The organism is Dorea sp. AF36-15AT (assembly GCF_003477705.1).
GTDB classification, from domain to species: domain Bacteria; phylum Bacillota; class Clostridia; order Lachnospirales; family Lachnospiraceae; genus Claveliimonas; species Claveliimonas ammoniilytica.
The window spans coordinates 1-13,799 of record NZ_QUDV01000010.1 but is presented as its reverse complement, the minus strand read 5'-3'; the positions used below and the strand labels follow the sequence as shown (position 1 = coordinate 13,799).

The following is a 13,799-nucleotide window of genomic DNA, read 5'->3' as shown; positions in this document are numbered from 1 at the left end:
GAACCGGTGCTGACCGTAAGGCGGCAACCGCCTAAGGGGAGGACGAAGTCTGATAGCGATGCTCATTTCCCTATAATACGTGGCTGAAAGACAGGGGAACACTTGGAAAAGTGCCGTTTTATCAGCAGAAAAGGAGAACAGAATATGGAAGCAACGACAACAACTAACACTAAGGGAGGCACAAAGTATCTTGTAGAACTGGCGCTGATGATCGCAATCATTTTTGTGATGGCATTCACACCGTTAGGATACCTCAGAACACCGGGACTGTCTATTACATTCCTGACCGTACCGGTAGCAGTAGCAGCGATGATCCTTGGACCGAAAGGTGGCGCAATCTGTGGAGCAACATTTGGTATCACAAGTCTGATGCAGTGCTTTGGAACCAGCGCATTTGGGGCAATGCTTCTTGGAATCAATCCATTCGGTACCGTATTTACATGTATCGTTCCAAGAATCCTGGAAGGTCTGCTCAGCGGTCTGATATTCAAAGCAGTCAGAAGCAAGAACAAGAATCTGGCGTATTTTGCAGGCGGACTGGCTTGTCCGGTTCTGAATACCATTTTCTACATGAGCTCTCTGGTGTTATTCTTTTATAATACAGACTACATTCAGGGATTTGTAGATGCGCTTGGCGTAACTAATCCATTTGCATTTGTAGTCGCATTTGTAGGTGTGCAGGGCGCAATCGAGGCAGTTGTATGTACCGTAGTGGGAGCAGCAGTTGCACGTGCGCTGGCAGCAGCATTAAAGGAAGTGTAAGGAATGCAGCAGACAGGCGAATTAGAAGAAATATCTGTCAGAGATCTGAAGGGACTGCGGATCGGTAATGCGCAGGATGATCAGGCGAAGACAGGCGTGACGGTACTTTTATTTGATAAAGGTGCAAAAGCCGGAGTGGATGTCAGTGGTGGCGGACCGGCATCCAGAGAGACGCATCTGGCAGATCCAACTACAGCAGATAATCCGATCAATGCGATCGTGCTGGCTGGCGGTTCGGCATATGGACTTGCAGCAGCGGATGGCGTGATGCGGTATCTGGAAGAACATGGCATAGGATATGACACAGGTTATGCAAGAGTACCGCTGGTATGTCAGTCCTGCATCTATGATCTGGGCTTTGGAAGTGCCAGCGTGAGACCGGATGCGGCGATGGGGTATGAAGCTTGTGAGGATGCGAAAGCGAATCATCCGAGAAGCGGTAATACAGGAGCCGGATGCGGAGCAACCGTCGGTAAACTGTGTGGCATGGAGCGTGCATCTAAGTCAGGGCTTGGCATTTATGCGGCACGACTTGGCAGATTGGAGATGGCAGCAGTAGTTGTGGTAAATGCATTGGGAGATATCTTTGATCCGGAAAACGGCAAGAAGATTGCAGGACTTCGGTCAGAGGATGGCAGTGGTTTTGCAGACACCAGGGAAGAATTGTATAAGCTTAGTAAGCGAACCGATATGTTTACCGGTAATACAACAATTGGCGCTGTGATTACGAATGGTAAATTTTCCAAAGCAGAGATGAATAAGATTGCATCAATGACACGCAATGCATATGCAAGATGTATTAATCCGGTAGGGACACTGGCGGATGGGGATACAATCTATGCGGCGTCCGTTGGTGATGTAGAGGCAGATATCAATGTCGCCGGGACACTGGCTGCACAGGTGATGGAGCGTGCGATTGTGAATGCGATCCACGCGGTATGATTCTAAATGTGGAGAATATAACTGAATAAATGTGAAATGCAAAGAAGCGAGAGGCTGGACACATACCTCTCGCTTCTTTGCATATGGGACTTGACAATCTAATATTTATTTGTCTTTTCTGGATGATTTGATGTCGTCTTCCAGAATGTGCGTAACGTCTAATGTTTCTTCCTTTATATTATGAAAGCTTTCTTTGATTGCCTTTTCGTCTGCCAAAAGTTCCGGATGTTCTTCCACTTCTTCCCTGATAAACATGAACAGGAAGCTTACGATCAGAAGTCCACAGGAAATCCATATTGTACGTGCAGCAATAACCGGAATAAAGTGACCGCCAAGTGCTGCGCCTACTGCAAACAATATAATGATACCAAGATAGCTGAAAGCTTTCTGAAGTATGTGTTTGTCACGGGTTCTTCCATATGCACACAGCGATTCTACACAGCTTCGGAGATTACCGATACACATGGTGCTGGCAAAGGCATAACCGTTCACCTTGCGGAATGCCTGTACCTGCATTGCACAGGAAAAGGATACCATCGCATTGGCAAGAAGATTCCATTTCTCAGGAAGGAATCCGACAATAAATAGTAATGCAATTTCAATAATCAAAACCAGCTGCCGCCAGTGAAGGCGTCTGGCTTCTTTGAATTTGCCGTGGATTATCTCGGCCACAGCGATACCGACTGCGAAAAATAATAAAGGTACAATATAGTGAATGGATAATTCTAAGTCACGGTTTGCAATGCACTGACTTAAGAGCACAATGTTACCGGTCTGCGCATTCGCGAAGACCTTATCTCTGAATATATAAGTATAAGCATCCTGCAGACCACCGGACACTGATAGGAATGCAGCGGTCCGGAAAGACTCGGACATTTGTTTTTTTGATTTTCTCATGAGATCACCTGTTTACTTTCTTTACGATGTGGATTATACTACTTTTAAAGAAATACTAAAAATATATATATTATATGCGAGGAATATAAAATTTATATGGATATTAATTTTGAGTACTATAAGATATTTTACTATGTAGCGAAGTATAAGAATATTACGAAAGCAGCAGGTGTGCTGAAAAGCAATCAGCCCAATGTAACGAGAGTAATTAAGCTTCTGGAATCACAGCTTAACTGTGCATTGTTTATCCGTGAACCGAGAGGTCTGAAGCTTACAGAAGAAGGAAAACGTCTGTATGAACATGTAGAGGTGGCGTGTCAGCATTTGTTTAATGCAGAGGCGGAACTCAGCAGTCTGGGTGAAGGGCTGGGAGGGACGATCGAGATAGGAGTGACAGAGACAGCACTTCACTTGTATCTGATGGATAAGATCTGTGAATTTAAGAAGAGTTATCCGGAGATTAAGATTAAGATCCGTAACAATACGACGCCGGAAGTAATTGATGATCTGAATGGCGGTAAGACTGATATTGCGTTTATTACCAATCCATTTTCTGTATCCGAGAAATTAACCAGCAGGAATATGACGGAATTTCATGAGATCCTGGTAGGTGGCAGCACTTATGCAGAACTTGCAGAGAGCAGGAAGACACTCAAGGAGCTATGTAGTTATCCTCTGATCGGACTGGGTAATGGAACAGCAACTTATGAATTATACAAGGCAGTTTTTTCAGAGGCGAAGATCGATTATGAACTGGATATGGAAGTAGCGACGGCCAATCTGATGCTGCCGTTGATACAAAATGACCTAGGGATAGGGTTCGTGCCAGAAGTACTGGCAGAGCCATTATTAGAAAAAAAAGAGCTGGTGCAGATTGATGTGGATATGAAGATGCCGCCCCGGGATATCCAGATGGTATGGGATAAAGGTGTGGGAAAAAGCTGGGCTGCGGAGCTATTTATCAAGTATTTGGAAAAGTAGGTTTTGTACTATTTTTCATAGAATTAATGATAGTCTTTTGTTGAAAATGACGATTGCATTGAAAAATAAAAGAGCGCATAATATCCAATTAGATAAAAGACTTATCCGATAATGTAAAAAGAATGGAGGTGCCATATGGATTCTGTATTTCAAAAGCTGGAAGATATAGAAATGACAGCAGAAGCGATCGTGGAGCACGCAGAAGAAGAAAAAGCTGTGATTGAGAAGCGGTTGCAGGAAGAACGGGACCAGTTCGATGCGAAACTGGCAGAAGATACGAAGCAGAAGCTGGATCAGATCAAACAAGAATCTGAGAAGAAGATGGAGCAGATCCTGAAAGAAGAGAAGGAACGACATCATTCCGTTATCGATAATCTGGAAAATGATTATAATCAGAATCGCAAGGCTTATGTAAAAGAGATTCTGGAGCGTATCATAGAGGTATAACGCAGAGGTGAGACTATGGGAAATGTGATGGCATACAGTGGTCTGGTTACAAAAGTACGGGCTATGCAGGCAAAACTTCTGACAGATCAGGATTTTGAGAACATTGCCGCACTTCACAGCGTTCCGGAAGCAGTGGAATATCTGAAAGGGAAACCCGCGTATGCGGATGCACTGAACCGGATGGATGATACACTGTATCACAGGGGCAATGTGGAAAAAGTGTTGGCACAGTCATTGTACGCAGATTATACAAGATTGTATCGATTTGCGGGCATGAAACAGAAGCAGTTTATGAGAGGCTTCTGGAAACGGTATGAAATAGATTTGATTAACTATTGTTTCCGGATCGTATTCAATCATTATGATGTACCGTTTGATTTAAATTACAAGAAAGAGTATTTTGACAGGTATTCGCAGATTTCCATCGATAAGCTGGTAACATCCGGCAATATCGAGGAACTGGTGGAGAACCTGAAAGGTACCGAATACTATGAGCCGCTGGTGAAATTGAAGGATACCAGCGAAGCGACATTGTATGACTACGAAACTGTACTGGAACAGTATTATTTTAAAAATGCGTGGACCAGACAGCGTAAGGTCCTGGATAAAAAGGAAAAGGAGATCTACACCAGAGACTGCGGGATGAAGATTGATCTGCTGAATCTGAACTGGATCTACCGTGCGAAGAAGTATTATCATATGCTTCCACCGGACATTTATCTGATGACCATACCAATCCATTATCGGATTAAGGTAGATGAATTTAAGGCGCTGGTTGAAGCGCCGACTGTAGATCAGTTTATGCAGCTTCTGGCAAATACATATTATGAGAATCGCTTCCATGCGATGCAGAGATCTGAAGGCATGGAGCAGTTCTATAAGGCATGTATCCATGGCATGTATCTGTCAGACCGCAGAAGGAATCCATATTCGCTGGCAACAGTGAATACCTATCTGTTCCTGAAGGAAGAGGAGATCAACAGACTGACTACAGCCCTTGAGTGTATCCGCTACGGCCTGACACCGAGGGAGACTTTGGGGTACATAGGAGGTGCTAAGAAATGATAGTAAAGATGAAATTCCTGCAGATCAGCGGACCGCAATCGGATATCGACAGAATGTGCAATAAGTATCTGTCCAGACATGAAATGCAGCTGGAAAGTGCTATTGCTGAACTGAAGACGACGGACAATCTGCAGCCCTTCATCGAAGTGAATCCGTATCGTGATCCGTTAGGAAAAGCGGAGCAGTTCTGTGCATTGCTTGGTGATACGCAGGCTTCACCGGATACATCTCTGAGCAGAGATGAGATGATGGGACTCTTGCGTGATATTAATCACGATTACGTGGATTTTCAGGAGAAAAGGGAACGATTAAAGAAAAAAGCAGGTGAACTGAAAGAGACTGCGAATGCACTGGAACCGTTCCGATCATTAGAAATTAATTTGGGACATGTGTCCACTTATCAGTTTCTAAAGATACGTTTTGGTAGGATCGGGTTGGACTACTACGGAAGACTTGAAAAGTACTTATTTGAAGATCTGGATGCAGTATTTCTGGAAGGATCAAGAAATGACAGTTATGTCTATGGCGGATACATTACAGCCAACAAAGACAAAGCGAAAGTGGATGCACTTTTTAATTCACTGCATTTTGAACGAATCCATCTAACCAATGAATATAAAGAAGGTACTCCGGAAGAGATCAGGATGACAGTACAGAAAGAGATTGAAAAGACAGATCAGGAGATTGCTGAGGTTGATGAAAAGGAAGCAAGCCTGATGAGCAGTAATGCATCCAAACTTCTGGGAGCTAAACAGAGACTGACAGAGCTGGCAGAATACTTTGACATCCGTAAAAAGGCAGCAATCATCGAGGATGAAGAAAACAAAGACGGTCATTACGTGATCTGTGGATGGATGAGTGAAGCGGATGTGGAGCAGTTCCTGAAAGAGATTAAAGACGATGACAGAGTTATGGCAGTGGTCGAGGAGAATAAAGAAAAGTTCTTTGGAGAGCCACCGACCAAGCTCAAGAATCCGAAATTCTTCAAACCGTTTGAGATGTTCATTGAGATGTACGGACTTCCGGCGGCCGATGAGATGGATCCGACTATGTTTGTGGCACTCACATATACACTGATATTCGGAGCCATGTTCGGAGATCTCGGACAGGGGGCATTGCTCTTTATCGTGGGCGGCATCCTGTATCTGAAGAAGAAAATGAATCTGGCGGGCATTATTTCCGTTGCCGGAGTGTTCTCGATGTTCTTTGGAGTTATGTACGGAAGTGTGTTTGGATTTGAAGATGTAATGCCTGCTATGTGGTTGAAGCCGGTAGACGCGATGACCAACTTACCGTTTATCGGTCAGCTGAATACCGTATTTATTGTAGCAATTGCATTTGGTATGGGACTCAACTTACTGGTAATGCTGTTCCAGATTATCAATGCAGCAAAAGCGCATGATCTGGAAGATATGTTGTTCTCTCATAATGGTATTGCGGGACTGGTATTTTATGCATTTATCGTAATGACGATCGTGCTTTATATGACAGGTCACAAGACACCAGGTAATATATTAATGGTAATTTTCCTGGGGATTCCAATATTGCTGTTCCTGTTCAAAGAACCTCTTGGTAATATTGTCGAGAAGAGACATAAGAAAATGGAAGTCGGCAAAGGGATGTTTCTGGTACAGGGATTTTTTGAATTATTCGAGACGATGCTTAGTTACTTTTCCAATACGCTGTCCTATGTGCGTATCGGAGCATTTGCAGTCAGCCATGCAGCAATCATGCAGGTTGTACTGATGCTTTCAGGTGCTGAGAATGGAAGCCCGAACTGGATCGGAATTGTAATCGGTAATGCAATCGTAATGTTACTGGAAGGTTTGGTTGTAGGTATTCAGGTACTGAGGCTTGAATACTATGAGATGTTCAGCCGGTTCTATAAGGGAAGCGGACGAGAATTCAAACCATTTAACCAAATAAACACAAAATAATCATATGACTTAAGACAAGGAGGACTATTACAATGACATTAGCAGTAAAATTATTACTTATCGCAGCTTTGGTGCTTGGCATCATCATCCCATTCGGAACATTTCTTCTGGGAGAGAAATCAAAAAAACGTTATAAACGTACGATCGGAGCAAATGCATTCTTCTTCTTCGGAGCATTTGTCGTAGCTGGAATCATGCTGTTCTCAGGAATGCCTGCACAGGCAGCAGAGGCAGCTGGTACAGCAGCAAGCAGCGCAACAGGATTTGGATACCTTGCAGCAGCACTTTCAACCGGTTTATCTTGTGTCGGCGGTGGTATCGCAGTAGCAAGTGCAGCAAGCGCAGCACTGGGAGCAATCAGTGAAGACTCCAGCGCACTTGGTAAATCTCTTATTTTCGTAGGTCTGGCGGAAGGTGTGTGTCTGTATGGACTGATCATCTCCTTCATGATCCTTGGTAAATTGTAAGATGAGGATGTATCTGATCAGTGATAATGTGGATACTCTGACAGGAATGCGGTTAGCGGGCGTAGATGGCGTGGTTGTCCATGAAAAAGAAGAACTACGTAACGCGATTGAGACTGCTATGGAAGATCCGGATGTAGGCATTGTACTTTTGACAGAGCGTTTCGGACGAGAATTTCCGGAGCTGATTGATGAGATTAAGCTGAAGAGAACGATGCCGCTTCTGATCGAGATTCCTGACAGACACGGAACCGGACGTAAAAAAGACTTTATCACATCCTATGTAAATGAGGCGATTGGACTGAAATTATAGAGAAGAAGGTGAGAAGCTTGACGATAGACGAGAGAGTAGCGCATTTGCAGGAAGCGGCTATGGAAGAAGCAAGAGCAAAGGCGAACGCGATTGTAAAACAGCATGAACAGACTCTGACGAATGTATTGAATCAGCACAAAGGCGAGGCCAACCGTCAGTCAGATGTGCGGATCAAGGCAGAAACAGTCAGTGCCAGACAGCAGCAGAATATGGCTGTATCTAAGGCACAGTTGGAATTGAAGCGTGAGTATGGCAAACGTCAGAAAGAACTGAAGCAGGAACTGTTTCAGGAAGTGCTGAAAGAATTACAGGAGTTCATGAAGACGGATGAGTATAAAGAACTTCTGGTAGCATATATCGAGAAAGCGGCACGATTCACAAATGGGGAAGATCTCAAGATCTATATTAACCCGTCAGACGCAGACAAAAAGGAATGGCTGGAGGAACGCACAGGAATGACGCTTACAGTCAGCAAGGAGAATTTTGTCGGTGGTGTGAGAGCGGTGGTAAAAGGCCGGAATGTGCTGATTGACCATGCGTACAAAGGAGCATTGGAAGAAGAATTCCAGGATTTTATGTTTAGAGGAGGTACGGGCATTGGATAAGAAAAGGACAGGAGTTATCTACGGCGTCAATGGTCCTGTAATCTACCTGCAAGGAAAAAGTGATTTTAAGATGTCTGAAATGGTATATGTAGGTGAACAGCGTCTGGTAGGTGAGGTTATTGCACTGGACAAAGAACGTACGACCATTCAGGTATATGAGGAAACTTCAGGACTTCGTCCGGGAGAGATCGTAGAAGCATCCGGAGCACCGGTGTCAGTAACGCTGGCACCTGGTATCCTGGATAATATTTTTGACGGAATTGAGAGACCGCTGGAACGTATCGCTGATAAGGGTGGTGCATTTATTACCAGAGGTGTATCGGTTGATTCCCTGGATAGAGAAAAGAAATGGAAGACTCATCTGACGGTAAAAAAGGGTGATGTAGTACACGGCGGATCTGTAATTGCAGAAGTGCCGGAGACCCGCGCAATTGTACACAAATGTATGGTGCCGCCGGAGGTTGAAGTAGCAAAAGTAGTAGACGTCGTTCCAGATGGAGATTACACCATTGATGAAGTGCTGGTAAAGATCCAGCGTTCTAATGGGGATATTCAGGAACTGACTATGACACAGAAATGGCCGATCCGAGTAGCAAGACCGGTGCATCAGAGATATCCGGCAAGCGTACCGCTGGTAACCGGACAGCGTATTCTGGATACGATGTTCCCAATCGCAAAGGGCGGAACGGCAGCAATCCCAGGGGGATTCGGAACCGGTAAAACCATGACGCAGCATCAGATCGCGAAGTGGTCCGATGCGGATATCATCATTTATATCGGATGCGGTGAGCGTGGTAATGAGATGACACAGGTATTGGAAGAGTTTGGTGAACTTGTCGATCCGAAATCCGGTAATCCGCTGATGGATCGTACGACACTGATCGCGAATACATCTAACATGCCGGTAGCTGCCAGAGAGGCATCAATTTATACAGGCCTTACACTGGCTGAGTATTACCGTGATATGGGTTATGACGTAGCGATCATGGCAGATTCTACATCGCGTTGGGCAGAAGCATTAAGAGAGTTATCCGGACGTCTGGAAGAGATGCCGGCTGAGGAAGGTTTCCCGGCATATCTGGCATCTCGTCTGTCAGCATTCTACGAGAGAGCCGGAATGATGCAGACACTTGGCGGTGCTACAGGCTCTGTATCTATTATCGGTGCGGTATCCCCACAGGGTGGTGATTTCTCTGAGCCTGTTACACAGAATACCAAACGATTTGTCCGTTGCTTCTGGGGACTGGACAAGTCACTGGCATATGCGAGACATTTCCCGGCAATTCACTGGCTGACCAGTTACAGTGAATATCTGACAGATCTTAGCGGATGGTATACAGACAATGTATCGCCAAAATTTGTGGACTATAGAAACAGATTAATGTCTTTACTTGGGCAGGAGAACAGCCTGATGGAGATTGTTAAACTGATCGGTGCGGATGTACTTCCGGATGATCAGAAGCTGATCCTGGAGATTGCAAAGGTAATCCGTCTGGGATTCCTGCAGCAGAATGCCTTCCATAAAGACGATACCTGTGTGTCACTGGAAAAGCAGTTTAAGATGATGGATGTTATCCTGTATCTTTATAAGACCAGCCGTAAGCTGGTGGCAATGGGACATCCGATGTCAGTACTGAAAGCAGAAGGCATCTTTGAGAAAGTTATCGCTATCAAGTACGATGTACCAAACGATAATCTTCAGCTTTTGGATACCTATAAGACGAAGATTGATGAATTCTACAATAACGTATTAGCAAAGAACGCATAGAAAGGAGAGAGGACAATGGCAATCGAATATCTTGGCTTAAGTAATATCAACGGACCTCTCGTAGTTCTGGAAGGACTTCAGGACGCATTCTATGATGAGATCGTAGAGTTCGTTGTAGATGGTAATAAAAAGAAAATGGGACGTATTATTGAACTGTATGAAGGCAGAGCTGTCATCCAGGTATTTGAAGGAACCGAGAATATGTCCCTGGTAAATACACATACCAAATTATCCGGTCATCCGATGGAAGTGGCAGTGTCACCGGATATGCTGGGAAGAACATTTAACGGAGTCGGAGTACCGATCGATGGACTGGGGCCGCTGCTTTCTACGGATAAGAGAGATGTCAATGGCCTGCCGCTGAATCCGGTGCGCCGTGAATATCCGCGTAACTATATCCGTACAGGTATATCTGCAATTGATGGTCTGACAACGTTGATTCGTGGACAGAAGCTGCCGATCTTTTCCGGCAATGGACTTCCGCATGACCAGCTGGCGGCACAGATCGTAAAGCAGGCGTCACTGGGAGATGATTCCGATGAAGAATTTGCGATCGTATTTGCTGCGATGGGCGTCAAACATGACGTAGCCGATTTCTTCCGTAAGACATTTGAAGAAAGCGGAGTATCTGATCATGTGTGTATGTTCCTGAATTTGGCAAATGATCCGGTCGTAGAGCGTTTGATCACGCCGAAGGTTGCATTGACAGTTGCAGAGTATCTGGCATTTGAATGTAACAAACACATTCTGGTTATTCTGACAGATATGACATCCTTTGCAGAGGCACTTCGTGAGGTATCATCTTCGAAGGGAGAGATTCCATCAAGAAAAGGATATCCGGGATATCTGTACAGTGAGCTTGCAACACTTTATGAGCGTGCCGGAATCGTAGAGGGCACCAAAGGATCGGTAACACAGCTTCCAATCCTGACCATGCCGAACGATGATATCACACATCCGATTCCTGACCTGACAGGATATATCACGGAAGGTCAGATCGTACTGGATCGTAACCTTTACGGACAGGGTGTATACCCTCCAATCAGTGTACTTCCGTCACTGTCTCGTCTGATGAAGGACGGTATCGGTGAAGGATACACCAGAGAAGATCATCAGGGACTTGCCAACCAGCTATTCTCTGCATACGCAAAAGTAGGTGAGGCAAGAAACCTGGCATCCGTAATCGGCGAAGACGAATTGTCCCCACTGGATAAGAAATATCTGGAGTTCGGTAAAGAATTCGAGAAACGTTACGTAGGACAGGGACCGACAGAGAACCGTACGATTCAGGAAACACTTGACCTCGGCTGGGAGCTTCTCGGAATGCTTCCGAAAGAAGAACTCGACCGAATCGACACCAAGATCATAGAAAAATACTATCCACGTGAAAAATCCTCAGACGCGACAGAGTAGACGGGGGAATTTATTCAGCCGGATACTCTGGCATGTCTGAGTTTGACGTGAATGAGCGAACGAAGTTCGCGAGTTCGCGCGGATTTTTCACAGAAAAAGAAAAATCCCAGACATGCCGGGTTTGACGTGAATGAGTGAACGGAGTTCGCGAGTTCGCGCGGATTTTTCACAGAAAAAGAAAAATCCCAGACATGCCGGGTTTGACGTGAATGAGTGAGCGAAGCTCACGAGTTCACGCGGATTTTTCACTATAAAGGAAAGGAGTCGATGATATGGATCCACGAGAGTTTCCCACCAAAGGAAATCTGATGCTGGCGAAGAATTCTCTGGCTCTTGCCCGTCAGGGGTATGACCTGATGGATAAGAAGCGTAACGTGCTTCTGAAAGAACTGATGGCTCTGATCGATGAGGCAAAGGAGATTCAGGAGCAGATCGACAGCACATTTACCAAGGCATATGCGTGCCTGCAGCGTGCCAACATTGAACACGGTATCAGCAAGGTGCAGCAGCTCGCATTTACCGTGCCGATAGAGGAATCCATTCGTATCCAGACGAGAAGCATCATGGGTACTGAGATTCCGCATGTGAAATATGATGAAAAAGAGAATAACCTTACGTACTCATTCAGTACGACCAGCGAGTCGATCGATATTGCCAGAGAGGCATTTCGTGAAGTGAAAGACCTGACGATTAAGTTGTCCATGGTTGAGAACTCTGCGTATCGTCTGGCATCAAATATTAAAAAGACGCAGAAGCGTGCCAACGCATTGAAGAATATAACGATTCCGATGTATACGAATCTGGTTCATAATATTAATAATGCACTGGAAGAAAAAGAGCGTGAGGAATTCACCAGACTGAAAGTCATCAAGAATATGAAAAGAGCGTAATTATTCAGAACCTATTAGCATGAGAAAAAATGGAGAGAACTTTGCCGAAAGGCAGGTTCTCTTTTTGTGTTGTGACGAGTTAAAACGTGAGGTTATGAAAATGTTGACATATATAGTTGAACAGAATATAATAGATTTACCTCAAAGGTAAATTCGCAAAAGAGGTGACAGATTGGAAATAACATATAAGTCTCGCAGGATTGAAAAGGTGTGTACACTAGCAAGTGAGGCAGAAAAGAAATACGGTTTAGAAATGGCTGAAAAAATCCATCAGCGTATAGACGAAATAGCTGCATCTGATACTGTTGAGGAAATGGTTAAATTCCATATCGGAAGATGCCATCCATTAAAAGGCAATCGAAAAGGCCAATACGCAATGGATTTAGTTCATCCTTACAGACTGGTTTTGAAAGAAAAGGGAATGAAATTCAAATTGCAAACGTAATGGAAATTGTAAACTATCATTAAACTTTCATTCTACTAGGAGGTGGTATTACGATGGTGAAAAGTCGCAGTTTTATTGCAACACCGCCGGGAGCAACTATTAAAGAGCAGTTGATTGACAGAGGGCTTAGCCAGAAAGAGTTTGCATTACGCATGGGTATGTCCGAAAAACATATTAGTAAATTAATCAATGGTGATGTTCAGTTGACTCCGGAAGTCGCAGTTCGTTTAGAAATGGTACTAGGCGTTCCTGCTAAGTTTTGGAATAAATTAGAAGCTACTTATCGCGAAAAACTCATAAAAGCAAATGCAGAGAACGAAATGGATTCTGATAAAGAGCTTGTGAAAAAACTACCTTATCGTGAAATGTCAAAGAATGGTTGGGTACCGGAAACCAGAGAGGCAACCGAAAAGGTAATTTATCTTAGAAAATATTTTGAAGTTGTAAATCTTGAGATTATCAAGGATATGAAATTATCAAAAATTGCATGTCGCAGATTGGCTGAAACAGAAAAGGGTAATCTCGCTCTATTAGCATGGGCACAGAAAGCAAAACTGGAAGCTCGTGCCATTGAAACGTCATTGATTGATTTAAAAACTCTTAAGGAGAAACTACCGGAAATTCGAAGCATGACAGCAATGAACCCTGCTGATTTTTGTCCTAAACTGATTGAGATGTTATCTGGTTGTGGTATTGCACTTGTTTTCCTTCCTCATATCGGAGGTTCTTTCCTGCATGGAGCAACTTTCTGTGATGGAAATAAAATAGTTGTTGGATTAACAGTACGTGGCAAAGATGCAGATAAATTCTGGTTGAACAAAATCGCTGCGCGATGGTCTGCCAAGGCTGTGGCGCAGCTTTCTTTTTCTC

Annotated in this window: 15 protein-coding genes; 14 read left to right on the top strand and 1 reads right to left on the bottom strand. The window is 44.3% G+C overall.

All coding sequences use genetic code 11. The features are described 5' to 3' along the window. Nucleotides 1-144 precede the first annotated feature (144 nt). Together DWZ93_RS12920 and DWZ93_RS12915 are read left to right on the top strand one after the other, a co-directional pair. Nucleotides 145-762 (top strand): ECF transporter S component, encoded by a 618-nt coding sequence (locus DWZ93_RS12920; RefSeq protein ID WP_118453174.1) that lies wholly within the window; start codon nt 145-147, stop codon nt 760-762. A gap of 3 nt (nt 763-765) precedes the next feature. Beyond that, the gene (locus tag DWZ93_RS12915) at nt 766-1,704 is read left to right on the top strand and encodes a P1 family peptidase (protein WP_118453173.1); all 939 of its coding nucleotides are present in this window, start codon (nt 766-768) and stop codon (nt 1,702-1,704) included. 105 nt (nt 1,705-1,809) lie between these two features. Here the strand turns inward: DWZ93_RS12915 and DWZ93_RS12910 are convergent, their stop codons facing one another. Beyond that, nucleotides 1,810-2,601: a YoaK family protein gene (locus DWZ93_RS12910; RefSeq protein ID WP_243007056.1), complete on the bottom strand. Its 792-nt coding sequence runs from the start codon at nt 2,599-2,601 to the stop codon at nt 1,810-1,812. Nucleotides 2,602-2,697: 96 nt separating this feature from the next. Between DWZ93_RS12910 and DWZ93_RS12905 the strand changes: the two genes are divergently transcribed. The 12 genes from DWZ93_RS12905 to DWZ93_RS12850 all read left to right on the top strand — a co-directional run. Then, entirely contained in the window at nt 2,698-3,582 is an 885-nt protein-coding gene (locus tag DWZ93_RS12905; RefSeq protein ID WP_118453172.1) for a LysR family transcriptional regulator, read from the top strand. A 135-nt stretch (nt 3,583-3,717) separates the two neighbouring features. Further along, a complete protein-coding gene (locus DWZ93_RS12900) occupies nt 3,718-4,029 on the top strand; it encodes a hypothetical protein (protein ID WP_118383217.1) in 312 nt (103 codons plus the stop codon). A gap of 15 nt (nt 4,030-4,044) precedes the next feature. Next, nucleotides 4,045-5,094, top strand: coding sequence for a V0D/AC39 family V-type ATPase subunit (locus tag DWZ93_RS12895; protein WP_118453171.1), 1,050 nt, complete (start codon nt 4,045-4,047; stop codon nt 5,092-5,094). Continuing rightward, nucleotides 5,091-7,031, top strand: a complete 1,941-nt coding sequence (locus DWZ93_RS12890; RefSeq protein ID WP_118453170.1) for a V-type ATP synthase subunit I — start codon at nt 5,091-5,093, stop codon at nt 7,029-7,031. Before DWZ93_RS12895 ends, DWZ93_RS12890 begins: the two co-directional genes overlap by 4 nt. Nucleotides 7,032-7,063: 32 nt before the next feature. Continuing rightward, nucleotides 7,064-7,498 (top strand): ATP synthase subunit C, encoded by a 435-nt coding sequence (locus DWZ93_RS12885; protein WP_118383215.1) that lies wholly within the window; start codon nt 7,064-7,066, stop codon nt 7,496-7,498. Nucleotide 7,499: 1 nt separating this feature from the next. Then, nucleotides 7,500-7,808: a V-type ATP synthase subunit F gene (locus tag DWZ93_RS12880; RefSeq protein WP_118383214.1), complete on the top strand. Its 309-nt coding sequence runs from the start codon at nt 7,500-7,502 to the stop codon at nt 7,806-7,808. Nucleotides 7,809-7,825: 17 nt separating this feature from the next. Beyond that, nucleotides 7,826-8,413: a V-type ATP synthase subunit E gene (locus tag DWZ93_RS12875; protein WP_118383213.1), complete on the top strand. Its 588-nt coding sequence runs from the start codon at nt 7,826-7,828 to the stop codon at nt 8,411-8,413. Then, entirely contained in the window at nt 8,406-10,181 is a 1,776-nt protein-coding gene (locus DWZ93_RS12870) for a V-type ATP synthase subunit A (protein WP_243007055.1), read from the top strand. Before DWZ93_RS12875 ends, DWZ93_RS12870 begins: the two co-directional genes overlap by 8 nt. Nucleotides 10,182-10,196: 15 nt before the next feature. Next, nucleotides 10,197-11,594: a V-type ATP synthase subunit B gene (locus DWZ93_RS12865; RefSeq protein WP_118453169.1), complete on the top strand. Its 1,398-nt coding sequence runs from the start codon at nt 10,197-10,199 to the stop codon at nt 11,592-11,594. Nucleotides 11,595-11,866: 272 nt separating this feature from the next. Then, nucleotides 11,867-12,484, top strand: coding sequence for a V-type ATP synthase subunit D (locus DWZ93_RS12860; protein ID WP_118383210.1), 618 nt, complete (start codon nt 11,867-11,869; stop codon nt 12,482-12,484). Between the two features lie 172 nt (nt 12,485-12,656). After that, nucleotides 12,657-12,929, top strand: a complete 273-nt coding sequence (locus tag DWZ93_RS12855) for a type II toxin-antitoxin system RelE/ParE family toxin (RefSeq protein WP_243061289.1) — start codon at nt 12,657-12,659, stop codon at nt 12,927-12,929. 53 nt (nt 12,930-12,982) lie between these two features. Then, nucleotides 12,983-13,799, top strand: an 817-nt coding sequence (locus tag DWZ93_RS12850; protein ID WP_118453168.1) for a helix-turn-helix transcriptional regulator, incomplete at its 3' end; no start/stop codon positions are given.

Coding starts and splice junctions, on each gene's coding strand:
- DWZ93_RS12905 (WP_118453172.1), top strand. CDS start 2,698: ATGGATATTAATTTTGAGTACTATAAGATATTTTACTATGTAGCGAAG.
- DWZ93_RS12900 (WP_118383217.1), top strand. CDS start 3,718: ATGGATTCTGTATTTCAAAAGCTGGAAGATATAGAAATGACAGCAGAA.
- DWZ93_RS12890 (WP_118453170.1), top strand. CDS start 5,091: ATGATAGTAAAGATGAAATTCCTGCAGATCAGCGGACCGCAATCGGAT.
- DWZ93_RS12895 (WP_118453171.1), top strand. CDS start 4,045: ATGGGAAATGTGATGGCATACAGTGGTCTGGTTACAAAAGTACGGGCT.
- DWZ93_RS12885 (WP_118383215.1), top strand. CDS start 7,064: ATGACATTAGCAGTAAAATTATTACTTATCGCAGCTTTGGTGCTTGGC.
- DWZ93_RS12910 (WP_243007056.1), bottom strand. CDS start 2,601: ATGAGAAAATCAAAAAAACAAATGTCCGAGTCTTTCCGGACCGCTGCA.
- DWZ93_RS12880 (WP_118383214.1), top strand. CDS start 7,500: ATGAGGATGTATCTGATCAGTGATAATGTGGATACTCTGACAGGAATG.
- DWZ93_RS12860 (WP_118383210.1), top strand. CDS start 11,867: ATGGATCCACGAGAGTTTCCCACCAAAGGAAATCTGATGCTGGCGAAG.
- DWZ93_RS12865 (WP_118453169.1), top strand. CDS start 10,197: ATGGCAATCGAATATCTTGGCTTAAGTAATATCAACGGACCTCTCGTA.
- DWZ93_RS12920 (WP_118453174.1), top strand. CDS start 145: ATGGAAGCAACGACAACAACTAACACTAAGGGAGGCACAAAGTATCTT.
- DWZ93_RS12915 (WP_118453173.1), top strand. CDS start 766: ATGCAGCAGACAGGCGAATTAGAAGAAATATCTGTCAGAGATCTGAAG.